The organism is Paracoccus sp. MC1854 (genome assembly GCF_014164635.1).
Taxonomy (GTDB): Bacteria; Pseudomonadota; Alphaproteobacteria; order Rhodobacterales; family Rhodobacteraceae; genus Paracoccus.
In genome coordinates, this window is record NZ_JACJFU010000006.1 from 167,766 (window position 1) to 187,684 (window position 19,919).

Genomic DNA, 19,919 nt, shown 5'->3' on the forward strand with positions numbered 1-19,919 from the left:
AGGTGCCACAGACCCCGGCGGAAAGCCAGTGTGCGGCAAGCGGCACGACAATGGAACGGGGAAAGTGCAGGCTTCTGTTGCCAGGTGCCTGCGAACCCCGCCTTACGCGGCTAAGCGCAAGGACTTAGGTTTCGATAACTCGAACTGCTTACGCAGCCAGAGCCACCGGAGCACGGTTGTCGTTGGCAACTGTACTTTTTGCACCGATGACGGTGGTAGCTCACCGAGACAAAGCAAACAGCTTTAGACGTTCGTCGATCCTGTTTCGGCCCCATTCGCCCCCAACGAGGGATGATCTGGTGGAGCCGCCGGGTACCGCCCCCGGGTCCGATCCGCTTATTACCTGCGCGTTTATGTCCATAGTCCGGGCGAACCCGGACGGGATCAATCTAGGAGGCTGCCGGGCCGCTTGCAAGGGTCCAGGCGGACATGGCCGCCACGAGGGAACGCCGGCAGGGCCGGGGCGTTGGGCGGGCATCCAGAAGGAAAGGAAAAAACATGATCCGCACCGGACTTGCCGCCCTTGCGCTGGGCGCCCTGGCCCTGCCCGCCCTGGCCGACACGCCGCCGCCCGCCGACGCGCAGCCGCTGTCGCGCATCGTCGCCACGGTCGAGGCGAACGTGGCCGACCTCGCCTTCATCGAGGACGTGTCATGGGACGACGACGGCTACTGGGAGGTCGAATACAGGACCACCGGCGGGCAGGAGGTCGAGATCAAGGTCGATCCGGTCAGCGGCCAGACCCGCTGAGGGCCGCCCGCCGTCAGTCGCGCCACTCGATCACGATCTGGGTCTGGGTGACGATGGCGGCGGGCTTGCCGTCCCCGCGCGAGATGGTGGTCTGCCAGACCATCGTCGTGCGTCCCTTGTGCAGGGGCACACAGCGTGCTCGCGCCGTGTCCCCGATGCGGATCGGACGCAGGAAGTTGGTCTTGCTTTCCAGCGTCGTGGTGGTCTTGCCCTCGGGCAGGTTGATCATCGTCGCGGTGCCGCCCAAGTTGTCGGCCATCGCCATCAGCGCGCCGCCGTGCATGACGCCGTTGCGATTGGCCAGGTCCTCGGTCACTGACAGTTCCGCCACCACCTCGTCCGGCTCGGCCGAGACCAGGCGGAAGCCCAGAAGCTGCGCGAAGGCGGGCTGGTCGAAGGCGATCCGGTCGAGTTCGTCGCGGGTCATCGGGCTGTCCTTTTATGTCGGGCCGCTGCGAGGAAGATCGAAGCGGCACGCAAGGTCAAGCGCCCGGCTGCAGGATCGCATCGACTGACGCGGCCAACTTGTCCACCGCCTGCGCCAGCCGCCCGTCGATCTCGGCCAGGTAGCGCGTCCAGTCCATGTAGCCGCCAAGCGGCGCGGCCCCGTCCGAGATCCCGCGCAACCCGATCATCGGCAGGCCGAAGGCGAGGCAGGCCCGGCAGACGGCAAAGCTTTCCATGTCCACCATGTCGGCGTCGATGGGATCGTAGCCCGCGCCCGACACGATCGCCGCGCCGGATGACAGCCGCGCCTCGGGGATGCCGGGAATGCGGAAGGGGAGCGGCACCTCGGCCGGCAGATCCAGCCCCGGCGTGATGCCGGCCGGAAAGCCAAGGGCCGACACGTCCATGTCGCGATAGGACACCGAACTCGCCTGATAGACGCCTGCCTGCTCCAGATGCCGCGACCCGGCGCTGCCAAGGCAGACGATCGCCTCGGGAAGCTCGTCCTTCGCCGCCAGTCGCGCCAGCGCCGCGGAAACCACGACGGCAGCCTCGACCGGGCCGATGCCGGTCATCAGGGGCGTGATCCGCTGGCGCAGGGCAGGGCCGTATTCCTCGGGCGCGGCCATGACGAAGAGGATGCGGTGCCCGGCGATCAGGTCGGGATGGGGCTGTGCGTCGGGCCGGGCGTCCAGCCTGACAGGCCGCAGCGCGCCCAGACCGGCCGCCAATGGCTCGGCCGGGATCTCGGCCGAGAGATGAAGGAGGTCGGACATCGCAAGCTCCTGCAGTCAGTGCTGAACCCCCGATTGGCAGAAACTTCGCGCCGGGGAAAGCGCGGGCCACGCCGCGTGAAATCTCACATCCGCGCCAGCCGCAGGCCGCCGGGCTCATGCCGCTTGCCCCTGTGCCGGCCCGCCGCTAGCGTCCTGCCAAGCATCAAAACCGGAGCCTGCCCCCGTGACCATTCTGCGCACCACCGCCATCGCGCTGGCCCTTGCCGCACCCGGCCTCGCCATGGCCGCCGACCCCGAGCTGACCGTCTTCGACTGGGCGGGCTTCGAAGAGCCGGTGATCTTCCAGGGCTACATGGACAAGCACGGCAACAGCCCGACCTTCGCCTTCTACGGCGACGACGACGAGGCGTTCCAGAAGCTGTCTTCGGGCTTCCGCGCCGACGTGGCCCATCCCTGCAGCCAGATGGTGTCGAAATACCGCGACGCCGGGCTGATCGAGCCCTGGGACCCGGCCCGCATCCCTGCGGTGGCGGACATCGATCTGCGCTTCCTCGATTCCGAGGTGTTCCAGGATGCCGAGGGGTTGTGGTACATCCCCACCGACTTCGGCGCCACGGCTGTTGCCTACAACACGGAAAACGTGCCTGCCGAGGATGTCGCGACCCTGCAGGTCTTCGTGAACCCGGCTTATCAGGGCCGCACCAGCTTGCCTGATTCCGCCGACGATGTCTGGGCGCTGGCCTATCTGGCGACCGGCGTGACCGACTGGACCGAGGTCACGGACGAACAGTTCCAGGCCGCCGCCGACTGGCTGCGGCAGGCGCACCAGAACGTCACCGCCTATTGGGCCGACCCGGCGGAACAGTCGCAACTTATGGCCTCGGGCGCGGTTGACGTGGCCTGGTCCTGGAACGACGCGATCCCGCTGCTGCAGGCGGAAAACTATCCCATCGGCTTCCAGCGCGAGGCGGCCGAGGGCTCCTCGACCTTCTTCTGCGGTTTCGTGAACCTGAAGGGCGGTCAGGGCAGCGACGACAAGGTCTATGATTTCATCAACGCCTGGCTTGCGCCGGAAGCCGCCAAGGGCCTGCTGGACACCATCGGCTACGGCCATACCAACACCAAGGCGCTGGCGACCGTGGCGGACGATCCCCGCGTGATTGCGAACCTCAGTCCCATCGACGCGCCGGTGCTTGCCCAGACCCCAAACGACCCCGCCCAGCGCGAGCGGCAACTGGCCGAGTTCGAAAAGATCAAGGCCGGCTTCTGAGCCGCGCCTTTCCCCAGTGAACGGCGGCGGCCCCACGGACCGCCGCCCTGCATGACCGTCCCACCTGCATGAGAGATGCCATGAAACGCCGCGATTTCCTGTCCACCGCCGGCATCGGTTCCGCCGCCACGATGCTTGCCGCACCGGCGCTGGCGCAGGCGCAGCCCACGGTAAGCTGGCGCCTGACCTCGGCCTATCCGAACAGCCTGGAAACGCTTTACGGCATTTCCTCGCAGCTTTCGCAGCGCATCGGCGAGATGACGGACGGCGGCTTCCGCATCCAGGCCTTCTCGGCGGGCGAGCTGGTGCCGGGCCTGCAGGCGCTGGACGCGGCCAGCGACGGCACGGTGGAATGCGCCCATACGCTGGGCAGCTACAGCATCGGCAAGGACCCGACATGGGGCTTTGAAACCGCGCTGCCCTTCGGGCTGAACACGCGCCAGCAGACTGCCTGGCTGATGCAGGGCGGCGGGCTGGAGCTGATCAACGAATTCGTGGCCTCCTCCAACGTCCGGGTCATCCCCTCGGGCAACACCGGCGCGCAGATGGGCGGCTGGTATCGCAAGGAAATCAACTCGGCCGAGGATCTGCGCGGGCTCAAGCTGCGGATCGCCGGGCTTGGCGGCACGATCCTGTCGCGGCTGGGCGTGGTGCCCCAGCAGATCGCGGGCGGCGACATCTATTCGGCGCTGGAACGCGGCACCATCGACGCGGCCGAGTTCTCGGGGCCGCTGGACGACGAGAAGCTGGGCTTCCAGCGGGTCGCGCCGCATTACTACTATCCGGGCTGGTGGGAAGGCTGCGCGAATGTCGGTCTCTACATCAACCTCGACGCCTGGAACGCGCTGCCCGCGCATTACCAGGCCGCGCTTGAGGCCGCCTGCGCCGAGACGCTGACCCATTGCGTGGCCAAGTATGACAACGGCAACCCGGACGCGCTGCTGCGGCTGATCCAGTCGGGCGCGCAGCTCAAGGCCTTCCCGGACGACGTGCTGGAGGCAGCCTTTGCCGAATCGCGCAAGCTTTACGCGGAATATGCCGAAAGCAACGAGAACTTCCGCAGGATCTATGAACCTTGGTCGGCTTATTGGCAGAAGCAGCAGCAATGGCTGCGGGTGGCCGAACTGCCTTATGACTATTTCAACTCCGGTCAGGTGAACCGCTAAGGCCCGGTAGGGGGCGGGTCGCCGCCCCTCAGTCCAGCATCTGCCCGTCCTGGTCGCGCAGGTCGTTGTGGATGGCAACGGCCGCGCGGGTGCCGGTCCCGATGGCGAAGCCGATCTGGTCCAGCCCCTGGACCGCGTCGCCTGCGGCATAGATGCCGGGGATGGTCGTGCGTTGACGCTCGTCGGTGACGAAGCACTGGCCTTCCGCAAGCTCGATCCCCAGCATCACGCCCAGCTCGTTGCGCGTATGGGTGCCCAGCGCGACGTAAAGCGTGTCGAAGACCAGCCGCTGCCCGTCCTCAAGCGTGACCTGGACGCAGTCGTTGTCGAAGTTCAGCGCAGACATGGGCCTTTCGACGATGTCGACGCGGGCCTCGCCGGCCTGGTCGCGCTCGTCCTCGTCCAGCCGCATCCCGGTCATCGGGATCAGGGTGATGTCGCGGCTGTAGCTGCGCAGGAACATCGCCTCGGCCAGCCCGTGGCGATTGCCGCCAAGGACGCCGATGCGCTTGCCGGTCTGCTCATAGGCGTCGCAGATCGGGCAATAGCGCAGAAGACCGCGGGCCACCGCATCGGCATGGGTGGCCTCGTCTAGCGGCGGGCGATGGTTCACGACGCCGGTTCCCAGCATGACCGTCCGGGCGCTGACGCGGCCCTCGTCAGTCTCGGCCAGGAACAACTCGCCCTCGCGCGTGATCGCCGTGACCTCTCCGGGCAGCAGCGTCGCGCCATAGCGGGTGGCCTGCTCGCGCATGTCCTCCAGCAGGTTCACACCCGTCACGCCTTCGGGATAGCCCGGATGGTTGTGCGAGCGGGGGACCATCTGCAGCCGCCCCTCGCCCTTGTCCACGACCGCCACGCGTCGATGAAAGCGGCCAAGATAGATCGCAGCCGTCAGCCCCGCGGGGCCGCCCCCGACGATGAGGCAGTCCAGCGGTTCGTCGGGCAGGGGCATCCGGTCGGTCATGTTCGCCTTTCCTGGCTCAACGCATCCGCAACGCGCCGTCGATGCGGATTGTTTCGCCGTTCATATAGGCATTTTCGACGATGAACGCGGCAAGGCGCGCATATTCCTCGGGCTCGCCCAGCCTTTTGGGGTTGGTGACCTCGGCGGCAAGGCTGTCCTGCACCTCTTGTGGCAGGCTGCGCAGCATGGCGGTGCCGAAGATGCCGGGCGCGATGGTGCAGATGCGGATGCGGTTGCGGGCGAGGTCGCGGGCGATGGGCAGGGTCATGCCGGCAATGGCGGCCTTGGACGCGGCATAGGCGGCCTGCCCGCTCTGCCCGTCGAATGCGGCGATGGAGGCCGTGTTGACGATGACGCCGTTCTCACCTTCGTGCCGGTTCTTCGACATTTCGGCGGCGGCGAGGCGCAGGACGTTGAAGGTGCCGATCAGGTTCACCTCGATGGTGCGGCGGAAGCTGTCCAGCTTGTGCGGCCCATCCCGGCCCACGGTCTTTTCCCCGATGACGATGCCTGCGCAGTTCACGCAGATGTCGATGCCGCCCATGTGGCCCACCGCCTGCGCAATGGCGGCGGCGACCGAAGCCTCGTCGGTGACATCGGCGCGGGCGTAATGGGCGCCCATTGCCGCCACCGCCCCGGCGCCCGCCTCGTCGCGGTCCAGCACCGTGACCTGCGCGCCGCGCTGGCGGAAATGCTGCGCGGTCGCCGCGCCAAGGCCCGAGGCGCCGCCGGTGACGATGGCGCGGGCATTCGACAGGTCCATGGTTTCCTCTCCGGAAATGAACATCTGTTCAGATGCTAGGCCGCGCCTGCGGTGCGGGCAAGCGAGGTCCGTCTTAACCATCCGTCAACCATCCTGACGGTAGACTTGGCGCAAAGGGGATCCCCGATGCGCCGTGTAGTCCTGCTGATCGTTTCGTTGCTGGCCCCCTGCGCGGGGGCCGCGGGGAATGGCACATGGACCCAGTTCGACGCCTGGAAGGGCGGTGCCCAGCTTGTCACCAACATCGAGCGGGGGCGGATCGTCTGGGGCTTCGGCCTTGGCCGCGACGACGGAGAGCTGTGGTCCCGCGCCTCGGCCCTCTACACTTGGCAGGTGGGCGACGACCAAGCGCCATGGAAACTGCGCGCCGGCCCTGCCCTGAAGGCCGAGGAGATCGCGTGGTGGCAGCGCGAGGACCATCGCTGGACCCGCTGCCTCGACGCCGAGGGCGAAAGCTGCGCGCGGCTGCAGGCCGGGATGCGGCTGTCGGCAGACCGCTGGGCCGAATACGGCCGCTGGGGCACCTTCGTGATGGCCGATTACACCGCCATCGACGATGCCGCGCTGCTGGTGGGCGGGCTGACGCATATGCCTTCGGGCTTAGGCGGGCAGTTGTCGGTCTGGCACGAGGCGGGCGGAGAGGTGACGCCGACGCTGATGGCCTCGGCGCCCGTGACCCGGCGGCTCAGGGTCAGGCTGGGCCACAAGTTCGTCGAGGACGAGACCTTCATCGGCCTCAGCTTCTCGACCTACTGACGCGGCACGAGCCGGGGCTAGCGCCGCAGCATCTCCGGCCCGCCGGCGATCAGCGGATCGGGCGCGCCGATCAGGGCGTGATCCTTGCCGGCGTAATCCACCCGGCCCAGAACCGCCTGCATGGCCGCGATCCGGGCGCGCCGCTTGTCGTCCGACCGGATCACCGTCCATGGCGCCACCGGCGTGTGGCTGAGCGACAGGGTCTCGCCGATCGCCGCCGTGTAGTCGTCCCAGCGCCCCAGCCCGTCCACGTCGATGGCGCTGAGCTTCCACCGCTTCAGGGGGTCCTTTTCGCGGTCGAGGAAACGGCGCAACTGCTCGGCCCGGCCCACGTTCAGCCACAGCTTGACCAGGATGATGCCGTCATCCACCAGCAGCTTTTCAAAATCCGGCAACTGGCGGAAGAACTGCGCCCGCTGCGATTCCGAGGCGAAGCCGAAGACGCGCTCGACCGCGCCGCGGTTGTACCAGCTTCGGTCGAACAGCGCGATCTCTCCGGCGGCGGGAAGGCGGGCGACGTAGCGCTGGAAATACCATTGCCCCGCCTCGCGCTCGGTCGGCCTCGGCAGGGCCACGACATGAGCCGAGCGCGGATTGAGGTTTTCGCGCATCACGTCGATGGTGCCGCCCTTGCCGGCGGCGTCGCGCCCTTCGAACAGCACGACCACGCGCTTGCCGCTGGCGATCACGTCGCCCAGCATCGTGACCATCTGTACCTGCAGGGCCTCGGCCCGGTCCTCGTAGTCGCGCCGGGACATCTCGTCGCGATAGGGATAGCTCGGGTCAAGGATGTCATCCGCGTCGGCCTTCTCGATCGCGCGGCGGATGGCGGCCGGGGCCTCGTCGCGGAAATACCGGCTGATCTGGCCGACAAGGGGGTTTTCCTGCGACGGAGCCGGCTTCTTCTTCATGTCATCCGCGTCCGATGTCGTTCAGGTCGAACGGCGTGGTCTGGTAGATCTCGTTGATCCAGTTGCCGTAAAGCAGATGCGCATGGCTGCGCCAGCGGTTCGACGGGCAGCCTGTGGGGTCGTCATCAGGATAGTAATTCGCGGGCACCCCGATCGGTTTCCCCACAGCCACGTCGCGATCGTATTCGTCCTTGAGGGTGCCGGAATCGTATTCCAGGTGGTTGAAGATATAAAGCGCGCGATGCGCCGCATCCTCGACCAGGCACGGCCCGACGTGATCCGAGGCAAGCAGCGTCGTCAGTTCCGCGCGCCGGTCGATGTCCTCCTGCCGCACCTCGGTCCAGCGGCTGACCGGGATCAGCACGTCGTCGGAAAAGCCGCGCAGGTAGGGCGAGGCGGGGGCGAGGTTGCGGTGGCGGAAGCAGCCGAAGGCCTTGGCGTCCAGCAGGCGCTTGGGCAATCCGTGGAAATGCCAGGCCATCGCCATGCCGCCCCAGCAGACGCCGAAGGTAGAATGGACATGGGTCCGCGTCCAGTCGAAGACGCGGCGCAGTTCGTCCCAGTAGGTGACCTCCTCGAAGGGCAGGTGTTCGACCGGGGCGCCGGTGACGATCAACCCGTCGAAACGCTCGCCCGCGGCCTCGACCTCGGCGAAGGCACGATAGAAGGACTCCATGTGGTCGGCGGCGGTGTTCTTGGATTCGTGGTCAGACATGCGGATCAACGACAGGTTGATCTGCAGGGGCGTTGCCCCGATCAGCCGGGCGAACTGGTTTTCCGTCTGGATCTTCTTCGGCATCAGGTTCAGCAGCGCGATGCGCAGTGGGCGGATGTCCTGCCGCGCCGCGCGGTCCGGGCTCATCACCATCACGCCCTCGGACCGCAGAATGTCGAAGGCGGGCAGGTTCTCGGGCAGGGTGATGGGCATCAGTCTTCCTTTCGGTCTTGCCGGTGGATCGCGGCGGCGATCAGATCGACGAAGTCTTGCGGGCCTGCCACACGGGCGATCTCGTCGGCCTCGACGGTGACGCCGCGGCGGGCCATGGCCGCATAGCGGGGCTGCCGATGGGCCAGTGCGCGGGCATAGGTCCAGCGGATGAAGGCGTCGGGATCGACAGGGCCGGGATGCGCGCGGCCATAATCCTTCCATGCGGCGGCGAGGAAGGCGGGCTGGTAATACATGGGCTTTGGCGCCTGGTCAAAGCGACGGACAAGTTCCGAGGTATGTGCCTCGGTGCCGCGAATCCAGACCGGCAGCATCAGCGCGGCCAGCGCCCGCAGCACGGGATCGTCGGGGTTCTCGGGATCGACAACCTCGCAGATGGACCCCGAGGTATCGCAGACGAAGTGGCGGTAGCCGTAGATCTCTGCCGCGCGGGTGATGAAATGGCCCGAATCCAGCATCGCGGCGATTTCGGCGGCGCGGTGCTGGTCCTGCCGGCGCTTGTAGTCGTGGAAGGGCAAACCACCCAGCGCCGGATCGCCCGGCTTGCCGAGATAGGTCGACAGCGGCGCGAGGTTGTCGAAGGTGATGTTCGACTCGATCCTGACCGAGTCCGTCATCAGCAACTCGCGCAGCAGCGGCACCTTCATGGCGTGGCGCTTGAAGTCGTCGGCGATCAACTCGCCCATGTAGCGGGTGCCGATGCGGTAATCGACGCTGTAATGGAACCACGCGCCGGACCGGCGCAGCATCGACGCGACATGGGTCTTGCCCAAGCCCGACATCCCGAACAGCATCACCCGCTTTTCCGGGGCCTGAAGCCACGCCTTGCCGCTGGAATACATCTGCCCGCCCGTCCTGATCGCAACGGGCAGTTCCTAAGGGCCGTGGGGGGAAAGGAAAAGGCCCCGCAGGGGCGGGGCCTTTAGTCGGAATGGCAGCGATCAGAAGCTGTAGCCGACCCGGACGCCGAAGCCCACGGCATCGTTGTCGTCCATCGTGGCGACGTAGCGCTTGTTGCCGGTTTCGCCCACGCCGAGGTCCGCATCGCCCAGCTTGGTGTAGTTGATGCCGGTCGTGACCTTGAGGTTGTCCATCGTGTAGATCGCCGCCAGCGTGATCGCCTTGCGGCCGTCGGTCGGGGCCAGCGGAGAGGCGAAGCCGTCCTCGCTCGGCTCATACAGGAACGAGACCGAGCCGGCCCAGTTCTCGGTGAACTTGCGGCCGATGCCGATGGTATAGGTGGTCGTGTCCTCGACCTCGACCAGCGGGACGCCTGCCCCGATGGGGATCGGGAACAGGAAGTTGTCCACCTTGAACTCCGACCATTTCACCCAGCGGACCGAGCCGAAGAGCAGCGTGTCGGCCGCAATGCCGGTCTGGCCTTCCAGCACCCAGCTGCGCGGGGTCTTGACCGTGTAGTCGCCCCGGAACGTCGCCGGCAGGGGGCCGCCGCTTTCGGTCATCCCGAAATCATGCTCGATCGGCGAGTTGTAGGTCAGCGACACGCGGGCCGCGATCGCGGGAATCTCATAGGCCGCGCCGACCACGTAGCCGACGCCCCATTCCTTGTCGATTTCAAGATCGTAGCCGGCGGTGGCCGCGTAGCCCGCGCCGTCCAGCCTCACGCCGCCATCGGCATGCGAGGCGCGGACACCCCCGTGGACCGAAAAGTTGTTCTCGAACCTGTAGCGTAGAAGCCCCGTGTAGGTGGTCGAGTTCACTTCCACCCGCGTGCCGCCCAAGACCGGCGATCCGTCGGGCGCCAGCGGATAGCGAAGGTCCGCGCCGAAGGGCTGTTCGATGATGAGCGCGGCCGACAGGTTCTCGTTGAACTGGTGCTTGTAGGCGAGGCCGAAGAAGCCGTAGCCCTGCGCCACGTCGCGGGTGGCAGCGCCCGCCACGTCGGTGCCGCGGACCGTGGGATTCACGCCGCCGAAGCTCAGTTCCGCGTAATTTCCCGGCTCGAACAGGATGCCGAGCGACTGGGGCGCCCGCTCGATTCCGCCGGCGAAAACCGGCGCGGCGGTCAGCAGCAATGCGGCGGTCGAGATAAATGTGCGTTTCATGATCTTTCCTCCCGAAAGTCCGCCTTTGAGCGGGTTCTTGCCTATCTTCTGCGATTTTCTACCCGCTTCGGTCAATCAGCACCGACACATGACGCGGCGTAGAGGCGCTCGTCCGGGCGCTGCGTGGCGCAACCGCCACGCTTGCATCCTTGCGAAGGCCTGCGATCATGGGGCATGAGCCGCGAACGCCTGCATTTCGCCATGCCCCGCCCGGTGCCGCCCGGCCGCTTCCGCCGCGTGCCGCCGGTGATGTTCCTTGCCGTTCTGGCCGCGCTGGAACTGGGCCTTGCCTGGGTGGTCGGCGCAGAGGCCTTCGCGCTGCCCGCCGGGGCGGGGCAGATGCTGGCCGGGATGATCGCCGCCATCGCTGCCTTCGCGCTCTTCGCCTATGGCTGCAAGCTGGCGCGCCGTCCTTCGGTGATGATGGAGGAACTGGCGATCCTGCCGGGCAGGGCAGGGGTCGGCGCCGCGATGCTGTCGCTTTACCTGTTGGGGGGGCTTGTCGGGGCGACGCTCAGCATCGGCGCCGGGCGATTGCTGCTGATCCTCGGGTTTCTTCTGCATGGCTGGACAGTCGTTGCCATGCTGCCCCTGCTGCGCGACGGCCCGCCCGAGCGCCGCATGGTCTCGCCGGACTGGCACCTGAGCCTTGCCGGCCTTGCGGTGGCGGCGCAGGCCGGGATGCTGCTCGGCTGGCCCGTGCTGGCGTGGCTCGGCATGCCCGCCGCCATCGGCGTGCCGCTGATCTGGATGCTGAGCGTCCGGCAACTGCTGCGCCTGCGCGTTCCGGCCCCGCTGCGGCCGCTGCTGGCGCTGCATCTCGCGCCCGTCCCGGTGCTGGCGACCGTGCTGCTGGCGGTCGACGCGACGACCTTGGGTGCGGCGCTTGCCTGGCTGGCGCTGGTCGGCGTGCTGGCGATGCTAGCCGGGGGGCGCTGGCTGCTGGCGGACGGCTTCTCGGCCTTTTGGGGCGCCCCGGCCCTTGCCCTGTCGGCGACCGCCGCCGCCTGGGTCGCCTTGTGGATGGCTGCGCCCGGCGAGGCGCATCGCCTGATCGCGGGGGTGCTGCTGGTGCTGGCCACGCTGACCGTCCTGCCGGTTCTGGCGCTGGTCCTGCGTGAATGGATGCAGGGCCGCTTGCCCGCCCGGTCCAACGCCGCGATCGCCTGAGCCGCCGCTGGACTTTTCGCCCGGCGCGTGAAAGGGGAAACTGCCAAACGAAACCCTGACAGGATCATCCCCATGCAGATTCGCGAGGCGCTGACCTTCGACGACGTTCTTCTGGTTCCCGCGGCTTCCAGCGTGTTGCCCTCGACCGCGGATGTGACCACCCGCGTCTCGCGCAACATCCGCATGAACATCCCGCTGGTCAGTTCCGCCATGGATACGGTGACGGAAAGCCGCATGGCGATCGCGCTGGCGCAGGCGGGCGGCATCGGCGTGATCCATCGCAACCTGACGCCGGAACAGCAGGCCGACGAGGTCCGCCGCGTCAAGCGCTTCGAATCCGGCATCGTCTACAACCCGATCACCCTGTCGCCCGACCAGACGCTGGCCGATGCCAAGGCGCTGCAGGAAGAATACAACGTGACCGGCTTTCCGGTCGTTGACGCGACCGGCCGCGTGGTCGGCATCGTCACCAACCGCGACATGCGCTTTGCCAGCGACGACCGGACGCCGGTGCGGGTGATGATGACCTCGGACAACCTTGCGGTCCTGCACGAGCCCGCCGACCGCGAGGAAGCCATCAGCCTGATGAAGGCCCGCCGGATCGAGAAGCTGCTGGTCACGGACGGGCAGGGCAAGCTGACCGGCCTTCTGACGCTGAAGGACACCGAGCAGTCGGTCCTGAACCCGCTGGCCTGCAAGGACGACTTCGGCCGCCTGCGGGTCGCCGCCGCCTCAACGGTCGGCGACGAAGGGTTCGAGCGGTCCTCGGCCCTGATCGAAGCGGGCGTGGATCTGGTGGTCATCGACACCGCGCATGGCCATTCCGAGGGCGTGGCGCAGGCCGTCAGCCGGCTGAAGAAGGCCTTCTCGGATGTCGAGATCTGCGCGGGCAACGTCGCCACGGCCGAGGCTGCCCGTGCGCTGGTCGATGCCGGCGCGGATTCGATCAAGGTCGGGATCGGGCCGGGCTCGATCTGCACCACGCGCGTGGTCGCAGGCGTGGGCGTTCCGCAGTTGACCGCCATCATGGACGCGGTGGCGGGCGCGGGCGACGTGCCGGTGATCGCGGACGGCGGCATCAAGTTCTCGGGCGACTTCGCCAAGGCCATTGCGGCGGGCGCCACCTGCGCCATGGTCGGCAGCGCCATCGCCGGGACCGACGAGGCCCCCGGCGAGGTGATCCTGTACCAGGGCCGCTCGTTCAAGTCCTACCGCGGCATGGGCTCGCTGGGCGCCATGGCCCGCGGCTCGGCGGACCGCTATTTCCAGAAGGACGCGGCGTCCGACAAGCTGGTCCCCGAGGGGATCGAGGGGCAGGTGCCCTACAAGGGCTCGGTGGCGGCGGTCCTGCACCAGATGGTCGGCGGGCTGCGCGCGGCGATGGGCTACACCGGCAACGCCACGATCGAGCAGATGCGCGGCGGATGCCAGTTCGTCCGCATCACCGGCGCGGGCCTGAAGGAAAGCCACGTGCACGACGTCCAGATCACGCGGGAGTCGCCGAACTACAGGCTTGGGTGATCGACAGGCTGCCGGGATTTGAACTGGTGCTCGCCTGACCACCCGAAGGGTCAGGGCAACGCTCTCGACTGGGCTGGCAGGAACGGCGATCCGCCTGATGCTTCCTCACGCCATCATGTTGCAGCAGCCCGGCTTGGGGCTGTCCGGTTCAGTTTCCGGCCTTTCGTCGAGCAACCCGGTTCTCCGTCATCAAACGTCCTGACCGATCCGGCCCTTCGCAAGCCGCTCCGGTCAGGGCCTGACCCCGGATGTGCGATTGCTGCATCTGCTTGCCATGTCCGAGGACGGGTGACATGGCACCGCGCCCTGTCTGGAACAGGTCCTGTGCGCCCGATCCGAGGGGACAGGCCGCCACTCTGCCGGCGCTACCCGGACAGCCCCGTGGATCCGGCCTGCTGCCATGAGCGTTCGACCGTGCCGGCGGGATGCAGCCTGCTTCGGTTGCGGCCGGCCGCAACGAACCACGAGGGAAGACGGCATGAGCAAAAGCGTTCTGATCACCGGCGCGCGATCCGGCATGGGGCGGGCGACCGCGCTTCTTCTTGCCCGAAGCGGCTACCGCGTCTTTGCGGGCGTCCGCGAGGGCGAGGCGGAACTGATGGATGCGGCGCGGGCGCAGGGTGCCGGGCTGACGACCGTGCGGCTGGACGTGCAGGACCCGGCTCTCGTGCGCGAGGCCGTGGCGCAGGTGGTCGCACAGGCCGGCGGCATCGACGTGCTGGTGAACAACGCGGGCTTCGGGCTGCTGGCCACGGTGGAGGACGGCACCGACGACGAGATGATCCGCCAGTTCGACGTGAACGTCTTCGGCCTGCTGCGGGTGACGCGCGAGGTCCTGCCCCACATGCGCGCGGCGCAGGGCGGCGTCATCATCAACATCTCGTCCTTTCTCGGGCGCATGGGGCTGCCGCTACTGACCCATTACAACGCCAGCAAATACGCGGTCGAGGGGATCACGGATTCCCTGCGGCTTGAGGTGGGGCAGTTCGGGATCAGGGTGCATTCCGTCCTCGCCGGCCTCTTCGGGACCAATTTCGTGCGCAAGGGGCTGGTGGCCAATCCCGACACCACATCGGGGGATTCGCCCTACCGCGACCTCGTCGGGCATTTCGTTCCGGTCGTGGCCGCCGCCATCAACGAAGGGCCGTCGCCCCAGCCCATCGCCGAGGCCGTGAAGGCGATCATCGAGAACGAGCAAAGCGACATCGCCGTGCCCGTCGGCGCCGAGGCGGAAAGTTTCGTGCCCCTGCGCCGCAGCCTGCCGGACAAGGAGTTCGAGCAGCGCATCATCGAAACCTTCGGCCTGCCGACCGCCGGGGCGAAAGGCGCGGCGAAGGCCTAGGCGGCTGTTCTCTGAAGGACCGCTCTCAAGGTGGGGTGGTCACAAGTGACAATACGATCTTGACCCGCGAACCGGGGACGGCAATCTGCCCGGCATGGCCATCACTCGTTCATTCGCGCCCCGGCCCGCCTGGGGGTGGTGGCTTTGCGTCATCGTCGCCGGTCTGGCCGTTGCGGCGACGTGGTTCTTCAGCCGCTCGCCCGACCTGCAGCGCGGAGCGGCGTTTTACGCCGCGCATTGTGCATCCTGTCATGGGACCGGGCTGGAAGGGCAGCCCGACTGGCAGATCCCCGATGCGGAGGGGGTCCTGCCCGCGCCTCCGCATGACGAGACCGGGCATACCTGGCATCATGACGATGCCATGCTGGCGGATTACATCCGCCGCGGCGGCCAGGCGGTGCTGGATGACATGGGGGTGCCCATGACATCTGGGATGCCTGCCTTCGGCGACGTCCTGTCGAACGATGACATCGCCGCCATCCTTGCCTTCATCAAGTCGCGCTGGCCTGAAAGGATGCGGGCGATCCAGGCCGGACGGAACGCCGATCGGGGCCTCACCGACGCGCTTTCCAGGCCCGAACGAGAGGAAGGTCCTCTGCCCTGATGGGCACCTGATCGCGGAAACCGCCCCTTTCCGGCTTGCAGGCGGCGTCGGGTCCGACGAATGCAGGAGAGTTGACGAAAGGACGTGGTGGCGATGCCGCAATCCCCTTGGGCGCAGGGTCTTTCACAAGCTTTCCCGGGCCTCGCCGTCTCGGCGCTGGTGGCCGCGACGGCGCAGTTCCTGTCGGAACATTACGCCGCGCCGGCGATGCTGATGGCCCTGCTGCTGGGGCTGGCGCTGAACTTCCTGGGCGAAGAGGGCACGCGCACGGCGCATGGGGTGGCGCTGGCCGCGCGCATGGTGCTGCGGCTGGGCGTGGCGCTGCTGGGGGCGCGGATCTCGGTCGAGATGCTGGTCCGGCTGGGCTGGCCGCTGGTCCTGCTGATCGTCACCGGGGTCATCGCGACGATCCTGTTCGCGCTGGGGGCTGCGCGGCTTTTCGGGCGCAAGTGGCGCTTTGCCCTGCTGACGGGCGGCGCGGTCGCGATCTGCGGCGCCTCGGCCGCCATGGCGATCGCGGCGGTGCTGCCGCGCCACGAGCGGTCGGAACGCGACCTCGTCTTCACCGTGCTGTCGGTCACGATGCTTTCCGCCGTGGCGATGGTCCTTTATCCGATGCTGTCCCGCTGGCTCGGTCATGACCCGCGCACCGCCGGCGTGTTCCTGGGCGGCACCATCCACGACGTGGCCCAGGTCATGGGCGCGGGCTTCACCGTGGGGCCCGAGGCGGGCGAGACGGCGGCGCTGGTCAAGCTGATCCGGGTGTCGATGCTGGCGCCGGTGGTGCTGGTCTTCTCGCTGGCGATCAGGTCCCGGCAATCCGCGGGGCGCGGGACGGATGCGCGACCGCCGCTTCTGCCCGGCTTCGTGGTCGGGTTCCTGGCGCTGGCCGCGCTGAATTCGCTGGGGCTGATCCCCGGGTCCTTGTCCGACATCGCCGCCAGCCTGTCGCGCTGGTGCCTGCTGATCGCGATCGCCGCGGTCGGGATCGGCACCTCGCTGGGCCGGATACGCGAGGTGGGGCCGAGCGCCGTTGCGCTTCTTGTCCTTGAAACCCTGTTCCTGGGCGGCTGGGTGATGACCGGCCTGCATCTGCTGAGGTGATGCGGCTGTCCACCGCCCCCGGACAGCCCGATGCGATGAAGCCCCCATCCGCCAAGGCCGATCAGCACCGCCGCGTTCCCGGCGGTCATGACCGTCAAGCGACGGTTCGGAAGGAGTGATGCGGGGAGATGGCGTCCGTCCGGAAAGGCTGCCCGCGATGCTGCCACTCGGATGCGACGATTGTGAGGCTATGGGTGCATTTCTCCGTATGCCGCGCGGCGCTTCTGGATCAGCAGGCCGGAACGCGGCGGTCATGCCGCGGCCGGTTTCCGGCAGGGCCTTGCCGGCTTGCCGCTCGCCTTCAAGGCGATATGCTGCAGGTGCATCAACCGGGGCGCCCGATGACCTCTCCGTTCCGCCGCCGGGTGCTTTACATTCCCGGCTTTGATCCTGTCCCGCCCCGCCGCTACCGCGAGCTTTACCGCAGCGAGGGCAAGGCGCAGGCGCGCATCTCGGGCTATCGGCTGGAGTTCGGGCCGCGCCGCGACCGCACCGGATTCGGCTGGGGCGTGACCGGGCAGTTTCCGGCCGGAACCGGGCAGGCGGATGTCGAGGTGCTGGTCTGGGCCGATGTGGTGCAGGGCTCGATGGGGCGGTCGATCCCCGCGACCTATGCCCAGCTTCTGCGGACGGTCTGGACCTATGCCGGCTCGGGCGCGCTGTTCCGGCTGATGCGGTTGCGGCGCGGGCCGGTGATCGCGGCGCTTTATCCCATCGTCGTGCTTCTGGCGCAGCTTGCGCTGGCCTTGGGGCTGGGCAGCGTCCTGTGGTGGGCAGGGGCGCGGCTGATCCATTGGCTGCCGGGGCTGGCATTGGGGCTGGCCGCGGCGGGGGCGGTCCTGTGGTTCTTCCGGTGGATCGACGGCCGTGTCTTCGCCTATTACCTGATGCACGACTATGCCTTTGCCGCGCAGAACGGTGGTGCCTATCCGGCGGTGCTGGAGGACCGCATCGCGGCCTTTGCCCGCCGCATCGCCGAGGTGCTGGACGGGGACTGGGACGAGGTGCTGGTAGTCGGCCATTCCTCGGGAGCCTATCTGGCGGTGTCGGTGCTGGCGGACGTGATCCGCTCCGGGCGCTCGCGGGCAGATGGGCGGCTGGCGCTGCTGACCCTGGGCCATGTCGTGCCGATGGCTTCGTTCCTGCCGCGTGCGGGGCGTCTGCGGGCGGACCTGCGCTTTCTTTCCGCCCGGCCCGAGGCGACATGGGTGGACGTAAGCGCGCCGGGCGATGCCTGCTGCTTCGGCCTCTGCGATCCGGTGGCCGTCTCGGGGGCCGAGCCGCCCGACCGGCGCGGGCCGCTGGTGCTGTCGGCGGCCTTCTCGCGGACGCTTTCGCCCGAGACGCGGCGCGCGTTGCGGCGGCGGTGGTTCCGGCTGCATTTCCAGTATCTGCATGCCTTCGACCGGCCGGGGGACTATGACTACTTCGCCATAACGGCCGGGCCGTTGCGGCTGGGCGACCGCTATGCGGGCCGTGCCCATTCCCCCGGCCGCATCGCGCGGGCGGTCAACGACTGGCCCGGCCGCAGCAGGGGCGCGCCATGATTGCGGCGCGCTGCCCTAAAAGCGGGGGTTTCACACCCCCGCACCCCCGTGGGGTATTTTTCCAGAAAGAAGTATCCTTCGCGCAGGAGGCGTGCCGGTGATCGCCCCCAAGCCCGGCAGCACCGAGGGGCGGGGCGGCGTCCTGCGTTACGCTCTCCGCTTTCGCCGCGATCTGTTGTCGGCTCTGCCGGCGCGGCTTTACCGGGCGTGGATGGCGGATTTCCGCAGCCCCTTGCTGCGGAGCGTCGTCTGCAACGACCCGGCGCTGGTCCGGCTGGTGCTGCAGACCCGGCCGCGCGACTTTCCCAAGTCGAACCGGCTGCGCGAGGGACTGGCGCCGCTGCTGGGGCAGTCGGTCTTCGTCACGAATGGCGCCTTGTGGGAACGCCAGCGCCGCATCATCGATCCGGCCTTCGAGGGCGGGCGGCTGGGCGAAACTCTGCCGGCGATGTGGGAGGCTGCGCTGGCGGTGATGCGGCGGCTTGAGGCCCGTGCGGGTGCCGAGATCGACATCGAGCCGGAAACCAGCCATGCCGCCGCCGACGTGATCTTCCGCACCCTGTTTTCGCTGCCGATCGAGGACGAGACGGCGGCGCAGGTCTTTGCCGCCTTCCGTGCCCATCAGGACGCGCAGCCGATCGTGAACCTCGCGGCGATGGTGCCGCTGCCCCCTTGGGTGCCACGCTGGCACGGGCGGCGCACCCGGCGGACGGCGGCGACCATCCGCAGCCTCATCGCCGGGATGGTCGCGCGCCGGGCGGCCGAGATCGCAGCGGGAACCGCGCCCGACGACCTCGCCACCAAGATCATGACGACCCCCGATCCGCTGACCGGCGAAGGCTTCACCTCCACCGAAATGGTCGATCAGGTGGCGATCTTCTTCCTTGCCGGGCACGAGACCTCGGCCAGCGCGCTCGGCTGGGCGCTGTGGCTGCTGGCGGCGGCGCCCGCATGGCAGGATCGCTTGGCCGCCGAGGCGCGCGAGGTGCTGGACCGGGGGATGCCTGACCTTTCGGCAGTGTCGCGCCTCAAGACCGCCCGCGCGGTGTTCCGAGAGACGATGCGGCTTTACCCTCCGGTGCCGATGATGGTGCGGGAAACGGTGCAGCCCGAGTGCTTCCGCGACCGCGAGTTGCCGCGGGGCACGCAGGTCGTGCTGTCGCCATGGCACCTGCACCGGCATGAGCGGCTTTGGGACCACCCGGACGCCTTCGACCCCGGCCGCTGGGAGACCCCGAACGGCCGGACCTGCGCGCGTTCGGCCTATATCCCTTTCAGCGTAGGGCAGCGGGTCTGTCCGGGGGCGGGTTTCGCCATGATCGAGGGGCCGCTGATGCTGGCCACGATCTGCCGCGACCTGCGGCTGGGGCGCGGCGCGGTCGACCCGGTGCCGGTCGCCCGGCTGACCGTGCGCGGGCGCGACGGCATCCGGCTGCGGATCGGGCGGCGCTAGCGCATGATCGGCACGCCTTCGGGCTGGCGCAGGCCCATCCGCAGCCCCGCGCCGATGCGGTGCGCCAGCGCCGACCACGCCCGCGCCGTGTCCCGCGGCAGCACCCGCAGCAGCGTCGCGTCAAACAGCATCAGCCAGTCGTCGAAATGCGCGGGGCGCACGTCGCCCGCGTCCCGGTGGACCTGCATCGGATTGCCGTCATAACCCCGGTCGTAAAGGATCGCGTTGCGCCAGAAGGCGGCGATCCGGTCCTCATGCGCGGGCCAATCGGTGACATGACGGGCGAAGACCGGACCCAGCACCTCGTGCCGGCGGACGGCGGCGTAGAAGGTCTGGACGACGCGGGCAATCTGTTCGGAGGTGACGTCGAAGCGCGGCGGAATGGTCATGCGCCCCATG

General features: G+C 68.2%; 20 protein-coding genes and 1 other RNA gene. 11 read left to right on the forward strand and 10 right to left on the reverse strand.

The genetic code is table 11. From position 1 onward, the window contains the following. Positions 1-63: 63 nt before the first annotated feature. Positions 64-419, reverse strand: a transfer-messenger RNA (tmRNA) gene (ssrA, locus tag H5395_RS07475). 79 nt (positions 420-498) lie between these two features. Between ssrA and H5395_RS07480 the strand changes: the two genes are divergently transcribed. Further along, the gene (locus H5395_RS07480) at positions 499-750 is read left to right on the forward strand and encodes a PepSY domain-containing protein (RefSeq protein ID WP_182791939.1); all 252 of its coding nucleotides are present in this window, start codon (positions 499-501) and stop codon (positions 748-750) included. Positions 751-763: 13 nt separating this feature from the next. On the opposite strand, the gene H5395_RS07485 is transcribed toward H5395_RS07480, so the two are convergent. Together H5395_RS07485 and H5395_RS07490 are read right to left on the reverse strand one after the other, a co-directional pair. Next, positions 764-1,177, reverse strand: coding sequence for a PaaI family thioesterase (locus H5395_RS07485; RefSeq protein WP_182791940.1), 414 nt, complete (start codon positions 1,175-1,177; stop codon positions 764-766). Positions 1,178-1,232: 55 nt separating this feature from the next. Next, the gene (locus H5395_RS07490; RefSeq protein WP_182791941.1) at positions 1,233-1,973 is read right to left on the reverse strand and encodes a 5'-methylthioadenosine/S-adenosylhomocysteine nucleosidase; all 741 of its coding nucleotides are present in this window, start codon (positions 1,971-1,973) and stop codon (positions 1,233-1,235) included. 241 nt (positions 1,974-2,214) lie between these two features. Between H5395_RS07490 and H5395_RS07495 the strand changes: the two genes are divergently transcribed. After that, complete coding sequence (locus H5395_RS07495) at positions 2,215-3,204, forward strand: extracellular solute-binding protein (protein ID WP_182791991.1); 990 nt, start codon at positions 2,215-2,217, stop codon at positions 3,202-3,204. Between the two features lie 80 nt (positions 3,205-3,284). Then, a complete protein-coding gene (locus tag H5395_RS07500; protein ID WP_182791942.1) occupies positions 3,285-4,370 on the forward strand; it encodes a TRAP transporter substrate-binding protein in 1,086 nt (361 codons plus the stop codon). 28 nt (positions 4,371-4,398) lie between these two features. Here the strand turns inward: H5395_RS07500 and H5395_RS07505 are convergent, their stop codons facing one another. Further along, positions 4,399-5,337 (reverse strand): NAD(P)/FAD-dependent oxidoreductase, encoded by a 939-nt coding sequence (locus H5395_RS07505; RefSeq protein WP_234450917.1) that lies wholly within the window; start codon positions 5,335-5,337, stop codon positions 4,399-4,401. Positions 5,338-5,353: 16 nt separating this feature from the next. Beyond that, entirely contained in the window at positions 5,354-6,100 is a 747-nt protein-coding gene (locus tag H5395_RS07510) for an SDR family NAD(P)-dependent oxidoreductase (protein WP_182791943.1), read from the reverse strand. A 126-nt stretch (positions 6,101-6,226) separates the two neighbouring features. Between H5395_RS07510 and H5395_RS07515 the strand changes: the two genes are divergently transcribed. Continuing rightward, positions 6,227-6,856 carry a hypothetical protein gene (locus H5395_RS07515; protein WP_182791944.1) on the forward strand — a complete coding sequence of 210 codons (630 nt, stop codon included), beginning with the start codon at positions 6,227-6,229 and terminating at the stop codon, positions 6,854-6,856. Positions 6,857-6,873: 17 nt separating this feature from the next. Here the strand turns inward: H5395_RS07515 and ppk2 are convergent, their stop codons facing one another. The 4 genes from ppk2 to H5395_RS07535 form a co-directional block, all read right to left on the reverse strand. Further along, a complete protein-coding gene (ppk2, locus tag H5395_RS07520; RefSeq protein WP_182791945.1) occupies positions 6,874-7,767 on the reverse strand; it encodes a polyphosphate kinase 2 in 894 nt (297 codons plus the stop codon). A gap of 1 nt (position 7,768) precedes the next feature. Further along, the gene (gene metA, locus H5395_RS07525) at positions 7,769-8,695 is read right to left on the reverse strand and encodes a homoserine O-succinyltransferase (protein WP_182791946.1); all 927 of its coding nucleotides are present in this window, start codon (positions 8,693-8,695) and stop codon (positions 7,769-7,771) included. After that, a complete protein-coding gene (locus H5395_RS07530; protein WP_182791947.1) occupies positions 8,695-9,555 on the reverse strand; it encodes an ATPase in 861 nt (286 codons plus the stop codon). The genes metA and H5395_RS07530 overlap by 1 nt, the downstream gene beginning before the upstream one ends. 99 nt (positions 9,556-9,654) lie before the next feature. Continuing rightward, a complete protein-coding gene (locus H5395_RS07535) occupies positions 9,655-10,779 on the reverse strand; it encodes an OmpP1/FadL family transporter (protein WP_182791948.1) in 1,125 nt (374 codons plus the stop codon). Positions 10,780-10,953: 174 nt separating this feature from the next. Between H5395_RS07535 and H5395_RS07540 the strand changes: the two genes are divergently transcribed. The 7 genes from H5395_RS07540 to H5395_RS07570 all read left to right on the forward strand — a co-directional run bounded on the left by H5395_RS07540 (position 10,954) and on the right by H5395_RS07570 (position 19,520). Further along, positions 10,954-11,949, forward strand: a complete 996-nt coding sequence (locus H5395_RS07540; RefSeq protein WP_182791949.1) for a tellurium resistance protein — start codon at positions 10,954-10,956, stop codon at positions 11,947-11,949. Between the two features lie 72 nt (positions 11,950-12,021). Next, entirely contained in the window at positions 12,022-13,470 is a 1,449-nt protein-coding gene (gene guaB, locus H5395_RS07545; protein ID WP_182791950.1) for an IMP dehydrogenase, read from the forward strand. A 478-nt stretch (positions 13,471-13,948) separates the two neighbouring features. Next, positions 13,949-14,812 carry an SDR family oxidoreductase gene (locus tag H5395_RS07550; protein WP_182791951.1) on the forward strand — a complete coding sequence of 288 codons (864 nt, stop codon included), beginning with the start codon at positions 13,949-13,951 and terminating at the stop codon, positions 14,810-14,812. A 94-nt stretch (positions 14,813-14,906) separates the two neighbouring features. After that, entirely contained in the window at positions 14,907-15,416 is a 510-nt protein-coding gene (locus H5395_RS07555) for a cytochrome c (protein ID WP_182791952.1), read from the forward strand. Between the two features lie 93 nt (positions 15,417-15,509). Next, entirely contained in the window at positions 15,510-16,520 is a 1,011-nt protein-coding gene (locus tag H5395_RS07560; RefSeq protein ID WP_182791953.1) for a YeiH family protein, read from the forward strand. Positions 16,521-16,861: 341 nt separating this feature from the next. Next, positions 16,862-18,067 carry a hypothetical protein gene (locus H5395_RS07565; protein ID WP_182791954.1) on the forward strand — a complete coding sequence of 402 codons (1,206 nt, stop codon included), beginning with the start codon at positions 16,862-16,864 and terminating at the stop codon, positions 18,065-18,067. A 97-nt stretch (positions 18,068-18,164) separates the two neighbouring features. Continuing rightward, positions 18,165-19,520: a cytochrome P450 gene (locus H5395_RS07570; protein WP_370576407.1), complete on the forward strand. Its 1,356-nt coding sequence runs from the start codon at positions 18,165-18,167 to the stop codon at positions 19,518-19,520. Here H5395_RS07570 and H5395_RS07575 read toward each other — a convergent pair. After that, positions 19,517-19,909 carry a group III truncated hemoglobin gene (locus H5395_RS07575; RefSeq protein WP_182791955.1) on the reverse strand — a complete coding sequence of 131 codons (393 nt, stop codon included), beginning with the start codon at positions 19,907-19,909 and terminating at the stop codon, positions 19,517-19,519. The two genes, H5395_RS07570 and H5395_RS07575, sit on opposite strands and share 4 nt — an antisense overlap. Positions 19,910-19,919: the final 10 nt, after the last annotated feature.